This is a genomic window from Aurantiacibacter odishensis (assembly GCF_003605195.1).
Lineage (GTDB): Bacteria > Pseudomonadota > Alphaproteobacteria > Sphingomonadales > Sphingomonadaceae > Alteraurantiacibacter > Alteraurantiacibacter odishensis.
The window spans coordinates 115,054-128,625 of the sequence record NZ_QYOS01000024.1 but is presented as its reverse complement, the minus strand read 5'-3'; the positions used below and the strand labels follow the sequence as shown (position 1 = coordinate 128,625).

Genomic DNA, 13,572 nt, shown 5'->3' with positions numbered 1-13,572 from the left:
CAATGAATGTTTTTTACCGCCTTGCCGCTGCTTTCGCGGTGCTGATCGCGCCTACGGCTGCCTACGCGCAGGACCCGGCGGGTTCGGGCCCGATCAACAATGCGCTGGCGTGGATGCAGAACACGCTGCTGGGCAGCGTGGCGACCGCAGTTGCGGTGATGGCCGTGGCGGCCGTCGGCTTCATGATGCTGACAGGCCGGATGAACTGGCGCTTTGGCGCGACGGTGATCCTGGGCTGCTTCATCATTTTCGGTGCCGCCTCCATCGTGGCCGGTATCCAGGGCGCGGCAGGGTAAGGGAGCGGGATCGATGCAGCTTGTCCGCCACCGTGTCCATCGCGCGCTCACGCGGCCGCAGATGTTTGCGGGCGTGACGTTCAACTATTTCATCATCAACGCGCTGGTGACGACGGAGGCCTTCCTGATTCTGAAAAGCCTGTGGATCCTGCCGATCCCCGTCATCATGCATGTTATCGGCTACTTCGCCTGCCTTCGCGAACCGCGCATTTTCGACCTGTGGCTGACCAAGGTCAGCAAGTGTCCGCGGGTGAGAAATTACAGCCGCTGGGGCTGCAACAGTTACGCCGCGTAAGCCGCGCGCCATTTGAACCGCCGCCCGTTCGTGGGCGGCATGGAGTGAGACCATGAAGAGCAAGCTGCCCAAGTTCCGGCTGGGAGCCGCCGCCTGGAGCGCCAAGGAAGCGCAGGCGGGCGAGCGCCTGCCCTATGCGCGGCTGGTCGATGAAAACGTGGTGCTGCTGCGCGACGGCTCGCTGATGGCCGCCATGCAGGTGCCCGGCCTGCTGTTCGAGACGGAAGATACCGAAGCGCTGAACGCCCACGCCCAGACGCGTGAGGTGATGCTGCGCTCCAACCTCGATGCACGCTTCGTGCTCTATCACCACGTGATCCGCCGCCGGGTGAGCGTGGAACTGGACGCCAGTTTCGAGGATCCGCTGTCCGCCCATATCGATGCGCGCTGGCGCGAGAAACTGTCGAGCGGATCGCTGTTCGTGAACGATCAGTTCGTCTCGCTGGTGCGCCGCCCGGCGCGGGGCAAGGCGGGCCTTGCCGAAAAGGCCAGCAAGATTTTCAAGCGCCGCAACGAGGAAGAGCCGGTCGATCCCAAGGATCTGCGCTCCCTGCGCGGTGCCCTGCAGGCGCTGGCAGCCAGCCTTGGCGATTACGGCGCGCAGCCGCTGGGTGATTATGTCGGCCCGTCGGGCAACACCAACAACGAAGTGCTGGAACTGCTCAGCGCGCTCTACAACGGCGAGATGCGCCCGGTGCGCCGCCCCGATTTCGATACCGACGTGGGCCGGATGCTGCCCTACCGCCGCGCCAGTTTCGGCCTCGACGCGATGGAACTGCGCGGCAGCGGCGGGGCGGACTTCGCTTCGATCCTCAGCCTGAAGGACTACCCTGACGCGACCAGCCCCGGCCTGCTCGACGGTATGCTGCGCCTCCCTTACGAGATGATCGTGACCGAGAGCTTCGCTCCCGAAGAACGGCAGACCGCGCGAGAGAAGATCGACCTTGCTATCCGCCGCCTGAAAAGCGCCGACGAGGAAGCCCAGAGCGAGCGGGCCGAGATGATGGCCGCGCGTGACGAGCTGGGCGCAGGCTCCGTGGCCTTTGGCGACCATCACCTGACCGTGCTGGTACGCGAGCGCAACCTGGAGCGGCTGGACGATGCCACCGCTTCCGTCGCTGCGTCGCTGGCCGATACCGGCGCTATTGCTGTGCGCGAGGACACCAACTTGGAGCCGGCTTTCTGGGGCCAGTTCCCCGGCAACGAGCAGTACCTCGTGCGCCGCGCAATGATCTCCACCGCCAACATGGCGAGCTTCGGCAGCCTGCACGGCTTCGCGCTGGGACAGGCCGAGGGGAACCACTGGGGCGAGGCCGTCACGCTGCTCCAGACCACCAGCTCCACCCCGTTCTTCTTCAACTTCCACACCGGCGATCTTGGCAACTTCTCGGTCATCGGGCCGTCGGGTTCGGGCAAGACCGTGGTGATGAACTTCCTCGCCGCGCAGGCGCAGAAGTTCAGCCCCCGCACGATCCTGTTCGACAAGGATCGCGGCGCGGAACTGTTCATTCGCGGCATCGGCGGCAGCTACGACCGCATCCGTTCGGGAGAGCCGACCGGCTTCAACCCGCTCGCCCTGCCCGATACGCCCGCCAACCGTGGCTTCCTGCGCGACTGGCTTTCCGTGCTGCTGAAGGCGGAGGGGCCAGAGGAACACGCCACCATCGCCTCCGCCGTGGACGCGGCCTATTCCAACGATCCCTCGCTGCGCCGCCTCCGCTATTTCAAGGAACTCGTCTCCGGCGCGCGCCGCCCGCAACCGGGCGACCTGGCAGATCGCCTCTCCGCCTGGATCGAGGATGGCGAGAACGGCTGGCTGTTCGACAATGCCGATGACAAGCTGGATCTCTCCACCCGCGTGATGGGCTTCGACATGACCGCGCTGCTGGAGAACCCCAAGCTGCGCACGCCCGTGATGATGTACCTGTTCCACCGCATCGACGAGCGGCTGGACGGGCACCCCACGATGGTGCTGATCGACGAAGGCTGGAAGGCGCTCGACGACGAGGTTTTCGCCGCCCGCATCCGCGACTGGCTGAAGACGCTGCGTAAACGCAACGCACTGGTCGGATTTGCCACGCAGTCCGCCCGCGATGCGCTGGACAGCCGCATTTCCACCGCATTGGTGGAGCAGACGGCCACCATGGTGTTCATGCCCAACGCCCGCGCCCGTGCGGAGGACTATTGCGAAGGCTTCGGTCTGACCGAGCACGAGCTTGCGCTGATCAAGTCTCTGCCCGCGCACAGCCGCTGCTTCCTCGTGCGCCAGCCCGATGCCAGCGTCGTGGTGCGGCTGGACCTGTCTGGCGCGCCCGAAGTGCTGACCATCCTCTCCGGCCGCGAATCGAGCGTACGCCGCCTCGACCTGCTGCGCGAAGCCGTGGGAGACGATCCCGCGCAGTGGTATCCTGCGCTTACGAACCGTCCGTGGCCCGGTTCCGGCCAGCCGCAGGACGACGACGACAGCTTCAACTGGCAGGCCGCGGAATGAGCGTCACCACTCCCACCAGCGGCGTAGGCGTCGAATGCATGCGCGCCATGGAAGGCGTGGGCGCAGGCATCGGCGCGTCCCTTCGCGGCGTGGACTGCGCCGCCAGCGAGATGGCGCAGGCCGCGTTCAACAACCTGTTCGCCAACGGCGCAATGGGCACCACGCTCACGCTGGCGCTGACGCTGTTCGTCGCCTTCATCGGCTTCGGCCTCATCACCGGGCGCACGCGCCTTGGCCTGTCTGCCCTCACGCCCAAGATGGTGACGGTGGGCCTTGTCGCCACCTTTGCCACCAGCTGGATCGCTTTCCAGGCGGTGTTCTGGAACCTCGCCGTCGGCGCGCCGGACTGGATCGCCACCTCGATCATGGGCACAGACGGCTCCGCCACCACCATCTTCGCCGACAAGCTGGACGTCGTCATGCTCTCGCTGATGGAAGCATCGGGCGGCGATGCGATGGCGAACGACACCTCGATCTTCTCTCCGCCGGGCCTGTTGTGGTCGGGCGGCACCATGCTGCTGCTGGGCACCGTGGGCGTACTGGCCACCTGCAAGATCGCGCTCGCCATCCTGATGGGCCTTGGCCCGATCTTCATCCTGCTCGCCCTGTTCGACGGCACTCGCGGCCTGTTCGTGGGCTGGCTGAAAGGCGTTACCCTGATGGCGCTGGCCCCGCTCTTCGCGGTACTGGGCGGATCGCTGATGCTGGAACTGGCCGTGCCGGTTCTCTCCAGCCTGATGGCGACGCCCGGCCAGATTGACGTGCGCCCGGCCATGGCCTTCTTCATGATCGGCGCGGTGCACCTGGCGCTGATGTTCATGGTGCTGAAGGTCACGACCACGATGGTGAGCGGCTGGAACGTATTCGGCCTCGCCACCAGTGACCGTGCGGACGAACGCGGCGGGTTCAACACCGCCAGCGCGCCCGCCGCCGCTCCGGTTGCGCCAACCATTACCAGCACCACCGCGCGTGATCGTGCCGCTCAGTCCACTCCTCCCGCCTCGCGCGATATCCGCGTGACGGCGAACACCCTTGCGGCCGCGAACGATACCGGCGGCACTTCCACCGTGCGCGAGACGAAGATCGTGCAGGCAGGTGGCGGTGCCGAGCAGGGCCGCAGCGGCTCCACCACCCCATCGCGTGCGCGCGGCATTGGCAGCCGTTTCAAGAGCGCACCCGTCCGTTCCTCGGAGAAAATGTAATGTTGCGTAATGGCATCGCCGCGATGCTGCTGGCATCCGCCCTCCTGGCCGCTCCCGCCGCCGCGCAGGACCCGCGCCTGGTCGAACGCCTCTACGATCCCACGCAGGTCGTGCGGATCGAGGGCAAGGTGAACGTCCAGTCGACCATCCAGTTCGGCGAAGGCGAAGTGATCGAGAACGTCGCCATCGGTGACAGCCAGAGTTGGCAGGTCACGCCCAACCGCCGCGCGAACCTGCTGTTCGTGAAGCCGCTGGCCCCGCGGGCCACGACGAACATGACCGTGGTGACGAACCGCCACACCTATCTGTTCGATCTGGTTTCCAGCCCCACGAACCGCACGCCGCTCTACGTCCTCACTTTCACCTACCCTATCGAGGTGGAGCCGGTGGAAGAGGAAACGCAGATGGCCTCCGCTAATCCGGGCGAGCAGCCCAATGCCGTGGAAATGGCCGCCGCGAACGACGACTATGCCGTGCTCGATCCCACGCGCCTGAACTTTGAATGGGCCACCAGTGGCGATCGCGCCCTGCTGCCCGAACGCATCTACGACGATGGCACCGCCACCTTCCTCGCCTGGCCCACGGGCACACCCATGCCTGCCATATTGGTGAAAGATCACGAGGGTACCGAAGGCCCTGTCAACTTCGCCGTGCGCGGCGATACCATCGTGCTCGACATCGTGCCGGGCGAGATCATCCTGCGGTCCGGCGACAATGCGGCACTGCTGGTGAACCAGGGCACCGTCGGCGCGGCGAATGCCGACGGTACCGCACAGCAACAGGGCGCCTGACCGGCGTAACGGAGAACAGCACCATGAAACTTGCCATGCGCCTTCCCGAGAAGAACGTCGGTCACGCCAACGATGCGGACCCGCGCGACGGTGAAACCACCGAGATCATCGACCTTGCCAGCCGCACCTCCTACCCGGCGGTGGCCAACCGCAAGGGCAACAAGGACGCACTCGGCCTGCTGGCAGGCGTCGGCTTCGTCGCCCTGCTGGGCGCTGCAACGCTGTGGGGCCTGAACGCCGGACGCGGGGACGATGCCGCGACCGGTGCAGAGGCCGCGCAGCCCGCTCCGCCACCGCCCGCGCCGGTGGACATGGCTGCTGCGCCCACAGACGGTCTGCCCAGCGCCAATGCAGGCGCCGTGCCGCAGGCCGATCCCTCCCCCGCGCCGGTTCTGGCCCGCGCGCCCGACGGCACCACGGCTGTCGGCCCGGCCACCAATCCCTATTCCTCGCCCACGCTGGTGTTCGACGGCGGCACCGCCCCCGCCTCTGCCGCGGCCAATGCCGCTGCTGCCGAAGCTGCTGCGGCGGCGACGCCCGGCAACGCCGTTACACCCGGCGGCGGCGCGGCGAACGAGTTTGCCGCCCGCATCGGCGGCGTCGGCGGTGGCCCGGCCGTTGCCATGCAGGACGTGAACCCCGCCACCACGGTGACGCAGGGCACGATGATTCCCGCGATCCTCGAAACCGCGATCAACACCGATGTGCCCGGTTTCGTGCGCGCCGTGGTGAGCCAGGACGTGCGCAGCTTCGACGGCAGCCGCGTGCTGATCCCGCGTTCCAGCCGCCTTGTCGGCCAGTACCAGTCCGGCCTCCAAGCGGGCCAGCGCCGCGCCTACGTGATCTGGCAGCGCGTGATTCGTCCCGATGGCGTGACCGTCTCGATCCAGAGCCCGGCCACCAGCTTCGATGGCACGGCGGGCCTTCAGGGCGATGTGAACACGCACTTCTTCAGCCGCTTCGGCAGCGCCATGCTCCTGTCGGTGATCGGCGGGCTGACGACCGTTGCCAGCGGCGGCGCCTCGGTCATCCTGGGTGGCGGCGAGTCTGCTGCCAGCACGGCCCTGCAGCAGGATGGCCAGCGTCCGCCCACCGTGCGCGTGCGCATGGGTGAACCGATCCGCGTCTACACCGCGCGCGATCTCGATTTCAGTCAGGCTCCGCAGGTTCGCTGAGGCCAGCCGTGACCGCCGAAATCCACCACCTTGGCGACAAGCCGGAGCGTGACGACGAAGGCGCGCCGATCGCGGCAGGGCCTCCTGCCGATGCGCCGCAGGTTCCCAGCGGCTCGGTCTACCTCGACGCCTACCTCGCGCCGTTCAAGGACTGGCTGGAGCGGGACACCGTAACAGAAATCCTCGTCAACAAGCCGGGCGAGATGTGGGTGGAGGATGCCGCCCATCCCGGAATGCAGCGTGTTGAGCTGGATGCGGTCGACGACAAGCTGATCCAGCGTCTGGCCGAACAGGTGGCGCGCATCAGCCACCAGGGCATCAACCGCGAACACCCGTTGCTGGGCGCGACCCTGCCCGACGGGGCGCGCATCCAGTTCTGCGGTCCGCCCGCCACGCGCAAGCACTGGGCCATGGCCGTGCGCCGCCACCGCCGGCTGGACCTGCCGCTCGATGCCTACGACGCCGGTCCGCTCGTGCAGCCGAGCGAGGCGGACATGCCCGATCCGCAGGATGCGCCGATCGATTTCCTGCGCGCCGCGATCAAGGCAAAGAAGACCATCCTCATTTCCGGCGGCACATCCACCGGCAAGACCACCTTCCTCAACGCCATGCTGGGCGAAATCCCGCGTGAGGAGCGGGTGGTTATGGTGGAGGATACGCCAGAACTGAAGTTCCCCGGCGCGAACGCCGTAGGCCTCGTCGCCGTGAAGGGCGAACTGGGCGAGGCCAAGGTGACGGCCAACGAATTGCTGCAATCTGCCCTGCGCCTGCGGCCCGACCGGATCGTGCTGGGCGAACTGCGCGGCGCGGAGAGCGTCAGCTTCCTGCGCGCGATCAACACCGGCCATCCCGGCAGCTTCTCCACCATTCACGCCAATTCCCTGCGCGGTGCACTGGAGCAGCTTAGCCTGATGGTGATGCAGACCGGCATCGGCCTGACGCGCAGCGACACCATCGCCTACGCCGCCAGCGTGATCGACGTGATCGTCCAGTTGAAACGCGCAGAGGGCAAGCGCGGCATCGCCGCCATTGCGCGCGCCAGCGATCTGGTGGAAACCTGGAACTGACGGGCAGGCGCCGATTCACCCTGCCCTTCCCTGACATTTTCGAGGACCGATGAGCACCGCCCCCGATACGCCCGAAGCCGAGCAATCCGCCGCGATCGATCCGGAACAGCTTCCTCCCGAGGAACGCTATTTCAACCGCGAGATGTCGTGGCTGTCGTTCAACGAACGCGTGCTGGAAGAGGCGCGGCGGGCGTCCTACCCGCTGCTGGAGCGGATGCGCTTTCTCTCGATCTCCGGCAGCAATCTCGACGAGTTCATGATGATCCGCGTGGCCGGGCTTGCGGGACAGGTACGCAGCGGGGTGGCGGAAATGTCGCTCGATGCGCGCACGCCCAAACAGCAACTTGCCGCGCTCGGCGCCCGGTTCCGCGAGCTGGAGGAACGGCAGCAGGCCGCCCTGCTGGAACTGCTGCCGCTGCTGGCCGAGCAGGGGATCCACATCAAGGGCGAGGACCGGCTGGACGAGGCATCCGACGCGTGGCTGCGGCAGTATTTCCTTGACCACATCATGCCGGTCATCACCCCGCAGGCGATCGACCCCGCGCACCCCTTCCCCTTCGTCGCCAACCTCGGCATCGGGGCGCTGTTCAATCTGACGCGCAACGAGGACGGCAGCCAGCTTGTCGAGATGGTGCTGATCCCCAGCGCCCTGCCGCGCTTCGTCCGCATCCCTGAAGAGGTCGCCGGCGACGAGGCGATCTACGTCGCCATCGAGCGGCTGGTGGTGCGCTTTGCCAACCTGCTGTTCCCCGGCTTCACCATCACCGGCGACGGCGTGTTCCGCGTGCTGCGCGACAGCGATATCGAGGTGGAGGAGGAGGCCGAGGACCTCGTGCGCTATTTCCGCAGCGCTATCCAGCGCCGCCGTCGTGGGCAGGTGATCATGCTGGAAATCGACGAGGGTTTCGATGCCGAGGCCGAGGAGCTGCTGCGCGACAAGCTGGAGTTGGAGCAGGCCTCCATCACCAAGACCAGCGGGATGCTGGGCATCGTCGGCCTTGCCGAAGTGGTGGAGGAGGACCGCCCGGACCTGAAGTTCCCGCCCTTCTCCCCCCGCTATCCCGAACGGGTGATGGAGCACGACGGCGACGTATTCGCCGCCATCCACGAAAAGGACATGGTGATCCACCACCCTTACGAGAGCTTCGAGGTGGTGGTCGATTTCCTGCGCCAGGCGGCAGCCGATCCCAACGTCGTCTCGATCAAGCAGTCGCTCTACCGCGCGGGCCAGCAATCCTCCGTCATCAACGCGCTGTGCGAGGCAGCGGAGAACGGCAAGTCCGTGACAGCCGTGGTGGAACTCAAAGCCCGCTTCGACGAGGAGCAGAATCTCAAGTGGGCGGGCGAGCTGGAACGCTCCGGTGTGCAGGTGATCTACGGTTTCATCGACTGGAAGACCCACGCCAAGATCAGCATGGTAGTGCGGCAGGAAGACGGCGGCTATCGCACCTACTGCCATTTCGGCACGGGCAACTATCACCCCGTCACCACCAAGATCTACACCGATCTCAGCTACTTCACTGCCGATCCCGCGCTGGGGCGCGATGCGGCAAAGCTGTTCAATTTCATCACCGGCTATGTCGAGCCTGACCGGCTGGAACGGCTGGCCATATCCCCGCTGAATCTGCGCGACAGGCTGCTGGCCGATATCGAGGCGGAGATCGCTTTCGCGCGCGAGGGCAAGCCCGCCACGATCTGGTGGAAGCTGAACCAGATCACCGAGAAGACCGTGATCGACAAGCTGTACGAAGCGAGCCAGGCGGGCGTGCAGGTGGTGATAGTGTGCCGCGGCATCTGCTGCCTGCGCCCCGGTGTGCCCGGCCTCTCGGACAATATCACGGTGAAATCCATCATCGGCCGCTTCCTGGAGCATGGCCGCATCTACGCCTTCGGCAACGGCCAGCCGCTGCCCAGCGACAAGGCCAAGGTCTACATCTCCAGCGCCGATGTTATGGACCGCAACCTCTATCGCCGGGTGGAGGCGCTGGTGCCGATTATCAACGATACCGTGCACGATCAGGTGCTCGAACAGGTGCTGCTGGCGAACCTTCTCGATACAGAGCAGAGCTGGCTGCTGGACGGCGAAACCGGGGATTACGAGCGCGTGGAAAGCGAGCCCGGACTTGAGGAAGACGGATTCAACTGTCACGAATACTTCATGACCAACCCGTCCTTGTCCGGCCGCGGAGACGCGCTGAAGGAAGATCGCATTCCCAAGCTGACGCTGCGCAAGGGAGCCGTATGACGGCGACCTTCGCCAGCCAGCGGGCGAAGAATGCCGTAAGACCGCAGCGCGCGGTGATCGATATCGGCTCCAACACGGTGCGACTGGTGGTCTATTCCGGCCCGCAGCGCGCGCCCGACGTCTGGCTCAACGAAAAGGTGACGGCGCAGCTTGGCCGCGATCTCGCGCGAACGGGGAAGATGCCGCCCGAGGCCATCGCAATCGCCATGCGCGGGCTCAACCGTTTTGCCACCATCCTCAAGGATATCGAGGTGACGAACGTGCGCACCGTCGCGACCGCTGCCGTGCGCGATGCGAAGAACGGGCCGAAATTCGTCAAGCAGGTGGAAGCTCTGGGCCTCAAGGTGGAAGTGCTTTCCGGCGAGGAGGAGGCAATCACCTCCGCCTACGGCGTGATCGGCGCCTTTCCCGGCGCGACGGGGGTGGTGGCGGACCTTGGCGGCGGCAGCCTGGAACTGGTGGCCATCGGCAATGGCGAGGCTTCGCACGGCGTCAGCCTGCCGCTCGGCACCCTGCGCTTGCCAGCCCTGCGCGAAAGCGGGACCAAGGCGTTCAACAAGACGATCAAGGGCGAGATGGGACGCGCCGACTGGGCTAGCGTGCATCCCGGCCCGTTGTTCATGGTGGGCGGAACATGGCGCGCTCTGGCAGCCTACGCCATTCACAAGACCAATTACCCGCTCACCGATCCGCAGGGCTTCACCCTGTCCGTTGCCGAAGCGGACAAGTACGCCAAGAAACTGGCGCAAATATCGCCCGAGAAGCTGGCCAACATTCCCGGCATTTCTGCGAACCGCGCGGAAGGTCTGCCCAACGCTGCCGCCATGCTGCGCCCGCTGCTGGCGGCGCTGAAACCGGAAGGCCTCGTGTTTTCGTCGTGGGGCCTTCGCGAGGGGGTGCTCTACCGAGACCTGTCGGACGGCGCGCAGAAGCTGGACCCGCTGCTGGCGGCGATTTCGCACTTCACCGAACCGCGCGGCGCATCGCAGACAATGGCCGCGCAGATCGCCGCGTGGACATCCGACGCCGCCCGCTCCGGCACCAACGGCAGCGAGCGTTTGCGGCTGGCGGCGAACATGCTGGCGCAGGCGCAGTGGCGGCTGGAGCCGAACATGCGGCTAAAGCACTCGATAGACTGGGCGCTCGACAAGCGCTGGCTGGGCATCACGCACAAGGGCCGCGCCATGCTGGCTGCGGCCTTGCGCGGGGCGAACGGCCAGCTTGCGCCGATGCCCGAACTCGAAGCGGTGGCGAGCCAGGAGGCGCTTCACGAGGCGACCGCTTGGGGCCTCGCCTATCGCCTCTGCCGCCGCCTCGGCGCAGGCTCGCGCCTGTCACTGCTGTCGAGCAGGCTGACGCGCGAGGGCGACGTGCTGAAGCTATGGCTGGAGCCGGGCCGCGCGCAGCTGGTGTCCGAACAGGTCGAGACCGAACTGGCGAAGCTCGCCGGGTGGCTCGGCTGCGAGGGGATCGTCGAAGCCTAATCCTCGAAGGGGTCCTTCGTCTGCTCGTCGAAGGGCCGGGTGTCGGCGGGCAGGCTGCGATAGGGCGGGCGCTGGGGCAGCTTGCGCTCGCCCTTCCACGGCACCTGGTCCACCTCAGTCCAGGCGTTCACTGTCAGCCGCCAGAACTTCCAGCGACCGTCTTCCTTGATTAGCCGGTCGTCCCGCGTACCGATGCCGAACACGAAATTGGTACGATAGTCGGCGTTCCACTGCACGATCTGGAAGAAGCAGCGCACCCGCGCGCCTTCGGGATGCGGGTCCATGATGAACTGGTTCATCAAGTGTTGGCGGCCATACCACCAGTGCTGCCGATCGTACCACAGCGAACGCAGGTTCTCACGGATGGCATCGTGCCCTTTCACGCGGCCCTGCCACAGGTGATCGAACTCGGCATCGCGGGCGAAGGTGGCGATGGCCTGCTCCTCGTCCGCCAGGTCTATGCCCCAGGCATAGCGGGCGTAAAGTTCCTCGATCTCGCCGCGGTCCTCTGCCGGCATCACTTGCGGCACCCCGTCCGGCCAGCACGCGCCCTGACTTGCACTCATTGATTTTGTCTCCCGTCAAATGCGCGCTTGCAATGCGGCGCTATAGGCATTTCAATCAAGGGGTAACACGGGAGAGAGCAATGCCGGAAGTATTTCACCCCTTCGCCAGTTTCGGGCTGCAGGAGCGCAAGCCCATGCGGTTTGAGGCCGACGTGTTCGAATGCGAAGTGGAAGGTGAAATCCCGCCGGAACTGGAAGGCTCCTATTTCCGCAGCGGGGGCGATCGCCAGTATCCCAGCCTGGAGGATGACATCATCCTCAATGGCGATGGCATGGTAAGCGCGTTCCGTTTCGAGGACGGCCACGTGTCCTTCCGCAGCCGCTATGTGCAGACCGAGCGCCTGAAGGCAGAGCGCGGCGCGCGGCGACGCCTCTACGGCCACTACCGCAACAAATACACCGACGATCCCAGCGTCTCCAACCTTCCGCAGCGCGACAACACCGGCAACACCTACGCATTCGAGCATCACGGCAAGCTCTATGCACTGCGCGAGGATTCCCGCCCCTACGAACTCGACATGAACACGCTGGAAACGAAAGGCGTCGGCGATTTCGGCGATCTCAAGAGCACGGCGCTGACCGCGCATCCCAAAATCGATCCGGAAACCGGCGAATGGTGGAGCTACGGCGTCTTTGCCGACGGAGAGCCGAGCACGACTGCCAGCCTCCACGTGTTCGACAAGGACGGAAAGCTGGTGCGCGAACAGATGTTCGAAACGCCTTTCCCCGGTCTTAGCCACGACTGGGGCGTGACGCGCGAGCACCTCGTCTTCCCGATCATGCCACTGGTTGCCGACGAAGCCCGCCTGCGCGAAGGTGGGGCCTATTACGAATACGATCCGGACCTGCCGAGCAAGTGGGGCGTGATGCCCCGCGACGGGGACCCGGCCAGGGACATGCGCTGGTTCGACATTCCCGGCCTCGTGATGGGGCACGTGATGAACGCCTACACCGAAGGCGACCGCGTGATCCTCGATACGCCGGCATCGCCGGGCAATTGCTTCAGCTTCTTCGCCGACAAGTCCGGCCGCTTCCCCACCATGCCTGAGACGATCACCCAGATCACCCGCATCGTCTTCGACCTGTCGAAACCGGAAGACGAGGCCGTCAGCCTGCACCCAGTCGAGGGTGCGCTGGGCGACATGCCCAAGATCGACGATCGCTTTGCCATGTCGAAACATTCCATCGGCTATTTCGCCCTGCGCGATTTTCCCCAGATGGGCGTGGGCCAGATCATGTGGGACCAGTCTGGCCTTGGGGGCGAACTGCGGGTCCACGAACTGGCCGGTGCCGCCGCACAGGAGCCTGTCTTCATCCCCCGCGCACCCGATGCGCCCGAAGGCGACGGTTATATCCTGACCGTGGTCGACCGGTTCGAAGAAAAGCGGGCCGACCTGCTGATCCTCGACGGCAACGACGTGAGCAAGCCGCCGCTGGCGACCATCAAGCTACCCTTTGCCATGCCCATGGCCTTTCACGGCTGCTGGGTTCCTTCGGAGAAAGCAGCATGAGCGACGACAAGTACAAGGCCCGCCTGGAAGAACAGTTGCGCGAACTGGAAAGCCGTCTCGAACGGATCGAGCGCGATCTGGACGAGCCGCACGATCCCGATTCCAGCGAACGCGCCGTGCAGATGGAGGATGACGAGAGCCTGGAAGCGCAGGGCAGGCTGGTGACGCGCGAGATCACCTCTACCAAGCGCGCGCTCGATCGCATCGAGAAGGGCGAATACGGCTATTGCGTCGAATGCGGGGAGGAGATTTCCGACGGGCGGCTGGAAGCGCGACCCGAATCAGCACTCTGCATAAACTGCGCGAAGAAGGGATAGCGGCGAATTCACGGGATTTTCCGGATACATCCCCTGGTCCATGTGTTGAAAGCCATGTGACCGGGGGGAAACCGGAAAGTTGAAAGTGAAATGCGTGAACTCGTGGGGATCGCCCTTATCGCCCTGGTCGTT

The 13,572-nt window shown here is 65.6% G+C and carries 12 protein-coding genes; 11 read left to right on the top strand and 1 reads right to left on the bottom strand.

All coding sequences use genetic code 11. The features are described from left to right. Positions 1-2: 2 nt before the first annotated feature. The 9 genes from D4Q51_RS09890 to D4Q51_RS09850 are packed head-to-tail and all read left to right on the top strand — an operon-like array spanning position 3 to position 11,046. Positions 3-296: a TrbC/VirB2 family type IV secretion system protein gene (locus D4Q51_RS09890; RefSeq protein WP_120077605.1), complete on the top strand. Its 294-nt coding sequence runs from the start codon at positions 3-5 to the stop codon at positions 294-296. A 13-nt stretch (positions 297-309) separates the two neighbouring features. Beyond that, positions 310-591, top strand: a complete 282-nt coding sequence (locus D4Q51_RS09885) for a VirB3 family type IV secretion system protein (RefSeq protein ID WP_120077604.1) — start codon at positions 310-312, stop codon at positions 589-591. A 52-nt stretch (positions 592-643) separates the two neighbouring features. Further along, entirely contained in the window at positions 644-3,082 is a 2,439-nt protein-coding gene (locus D4Q51_RS09880) for a VirB4 family type IV secretion/conjugal transfer ATPase (RefSeq protein ID WP_120077603.1), read from the top strand. After that, on the top strand, positions 3,079-4,284 hold the full coding sequence (locus D4Q51_RS09875) for a TrbL/VirB6 family protein (RefSeq protein ID WP_240624668.1): 1,206 nt from the start codon (positions 3,079-3,081) through the stop codon (positions 4,282-4,284). The genes D4Q51_RS09880 and D4Q51_RS09875 overlap by 4 nt, the downstream gene beginning before the upstream one ends. After that, the gene (locus D4Q51_RS09870; RefSeq protein WP_120077602.1) at positions 4,284-5,075 is read left to right on the top strand and encodes a TrbG/VirB9 family P-type conjugative transfer protein; all 792 of its coding nucleotides are present in this window, start codon (positions 4,284-4,286) and stop codon (positions 5,073-5,075) included. The genes D4Q51_RS09875 and D4Q51_RS09870 overlap by 1 nt, the downstream gene beginning before the upstream one ends. A gap of 23 nt (positions 5,076-5,098) precedes the next feature. After that, positions 5,099-6,250: a TrbI/VirB10 family protein gene (locus tag D4Q51_RS09865; protein WP_240624667.1), complete on the top strand. Its 1,152-nt coding sequence runs from the start codon at positions 5,099-5,101 to the stop codon at positions 6,248-6,250. 8 nt (positions 6,251-6,258) lie between these two features. Continuing rightward, on the top strand, positions 6,259-7,317 hold the full coding sequence (gene virB11 / locus D4Q51_RS09860; protein ID WP_420807537.1) for a P-type DNA transfer ATPase VirB11: 1,059 nt from the start codon (positions 6,259-6,261) through the stop codon (positions 7,315-7,317). A gap of 49 nt (positions 7,318-7,366) precedes the next feature. Further along, the gene (locus tag D4Q51_RS09855; protein ID WP_120077601.1) at positions 7,367-9,562 is read left to right on the top strand and encodes an RNA degradosome polyphosphate kinase; all 2,196 of its coding nucleotides are present in this window, start codon (positions 7,367-7,369) and stop codon (positions 9,560-9,562) included. Beyond that, positions 9,559-11,046 carry a Ppx/GppA family phosphatase gene (locus D4Q51_RS09850; RefSeq protein ID WP_120077600.1) on the top strand — a complete coding sequence of 496 codons (1,488 nt, stop codon included), beginning with the start codon at positions 9,559-9,561 and terminating at the stop codon, positions 11,044-11,046. Before D4Q51_RS09855 ends, D4Q51_RS09850 begins: the two co-directional genes overlap by 4 nt. On the opposite strand, the gene D4Q51_RS09845 is transcribed toward D4Q51_RS09850, so the two are convergent. After that, on the bottom strand, positions 11,043-11,612 hold the full coding sequence (locus D4Q51_RS09845) for a nuclear transport factor 2 family protein (protein ID WP_120077599.1): 570 nt from the start codon (positions 11,610-11,612) through the stop codon (positions 11,043-11,045). The genes D4Q51_RS09850 and D4Q51_RS09845 overlap by 4 nt on opposite strands. An 80-nt stretch (positions 11,613-11,692) precedes the next feature. Between D4Q51_RS09845 and D4Q51_RS09840 the strand changes: the two genes are divergently transcribed. Both D4Q51_RS09840 and D4Q51_RS09835 read left to right on the top strand, forming a co-directional pair. Then, positions 11,693-13,123, top strand: coding sequence for a carotenoid oxygenase family protein (locus D4Q51_RS09840; protein ID WP_162925283.1), 1,431 nt, complete (start codon positions 11,693-11,695; stop codon positions 13,121-13,123). After that, entirely contained in the window at positions 13,120-13,440 is a 321-nt protein-coding gene (locus D4Q51_RS09835) for a TraR/DksA family transcriptional regulator (protein WP_120077597.1), read from the top strand. The genes D4Q51_RS09840 and D4Q51_RS09835 overlap by 4 nt, the downstream gene beginning before the upstream one ends. Positions 13,441-13,572: the final 132 nt, after the last annotated feature.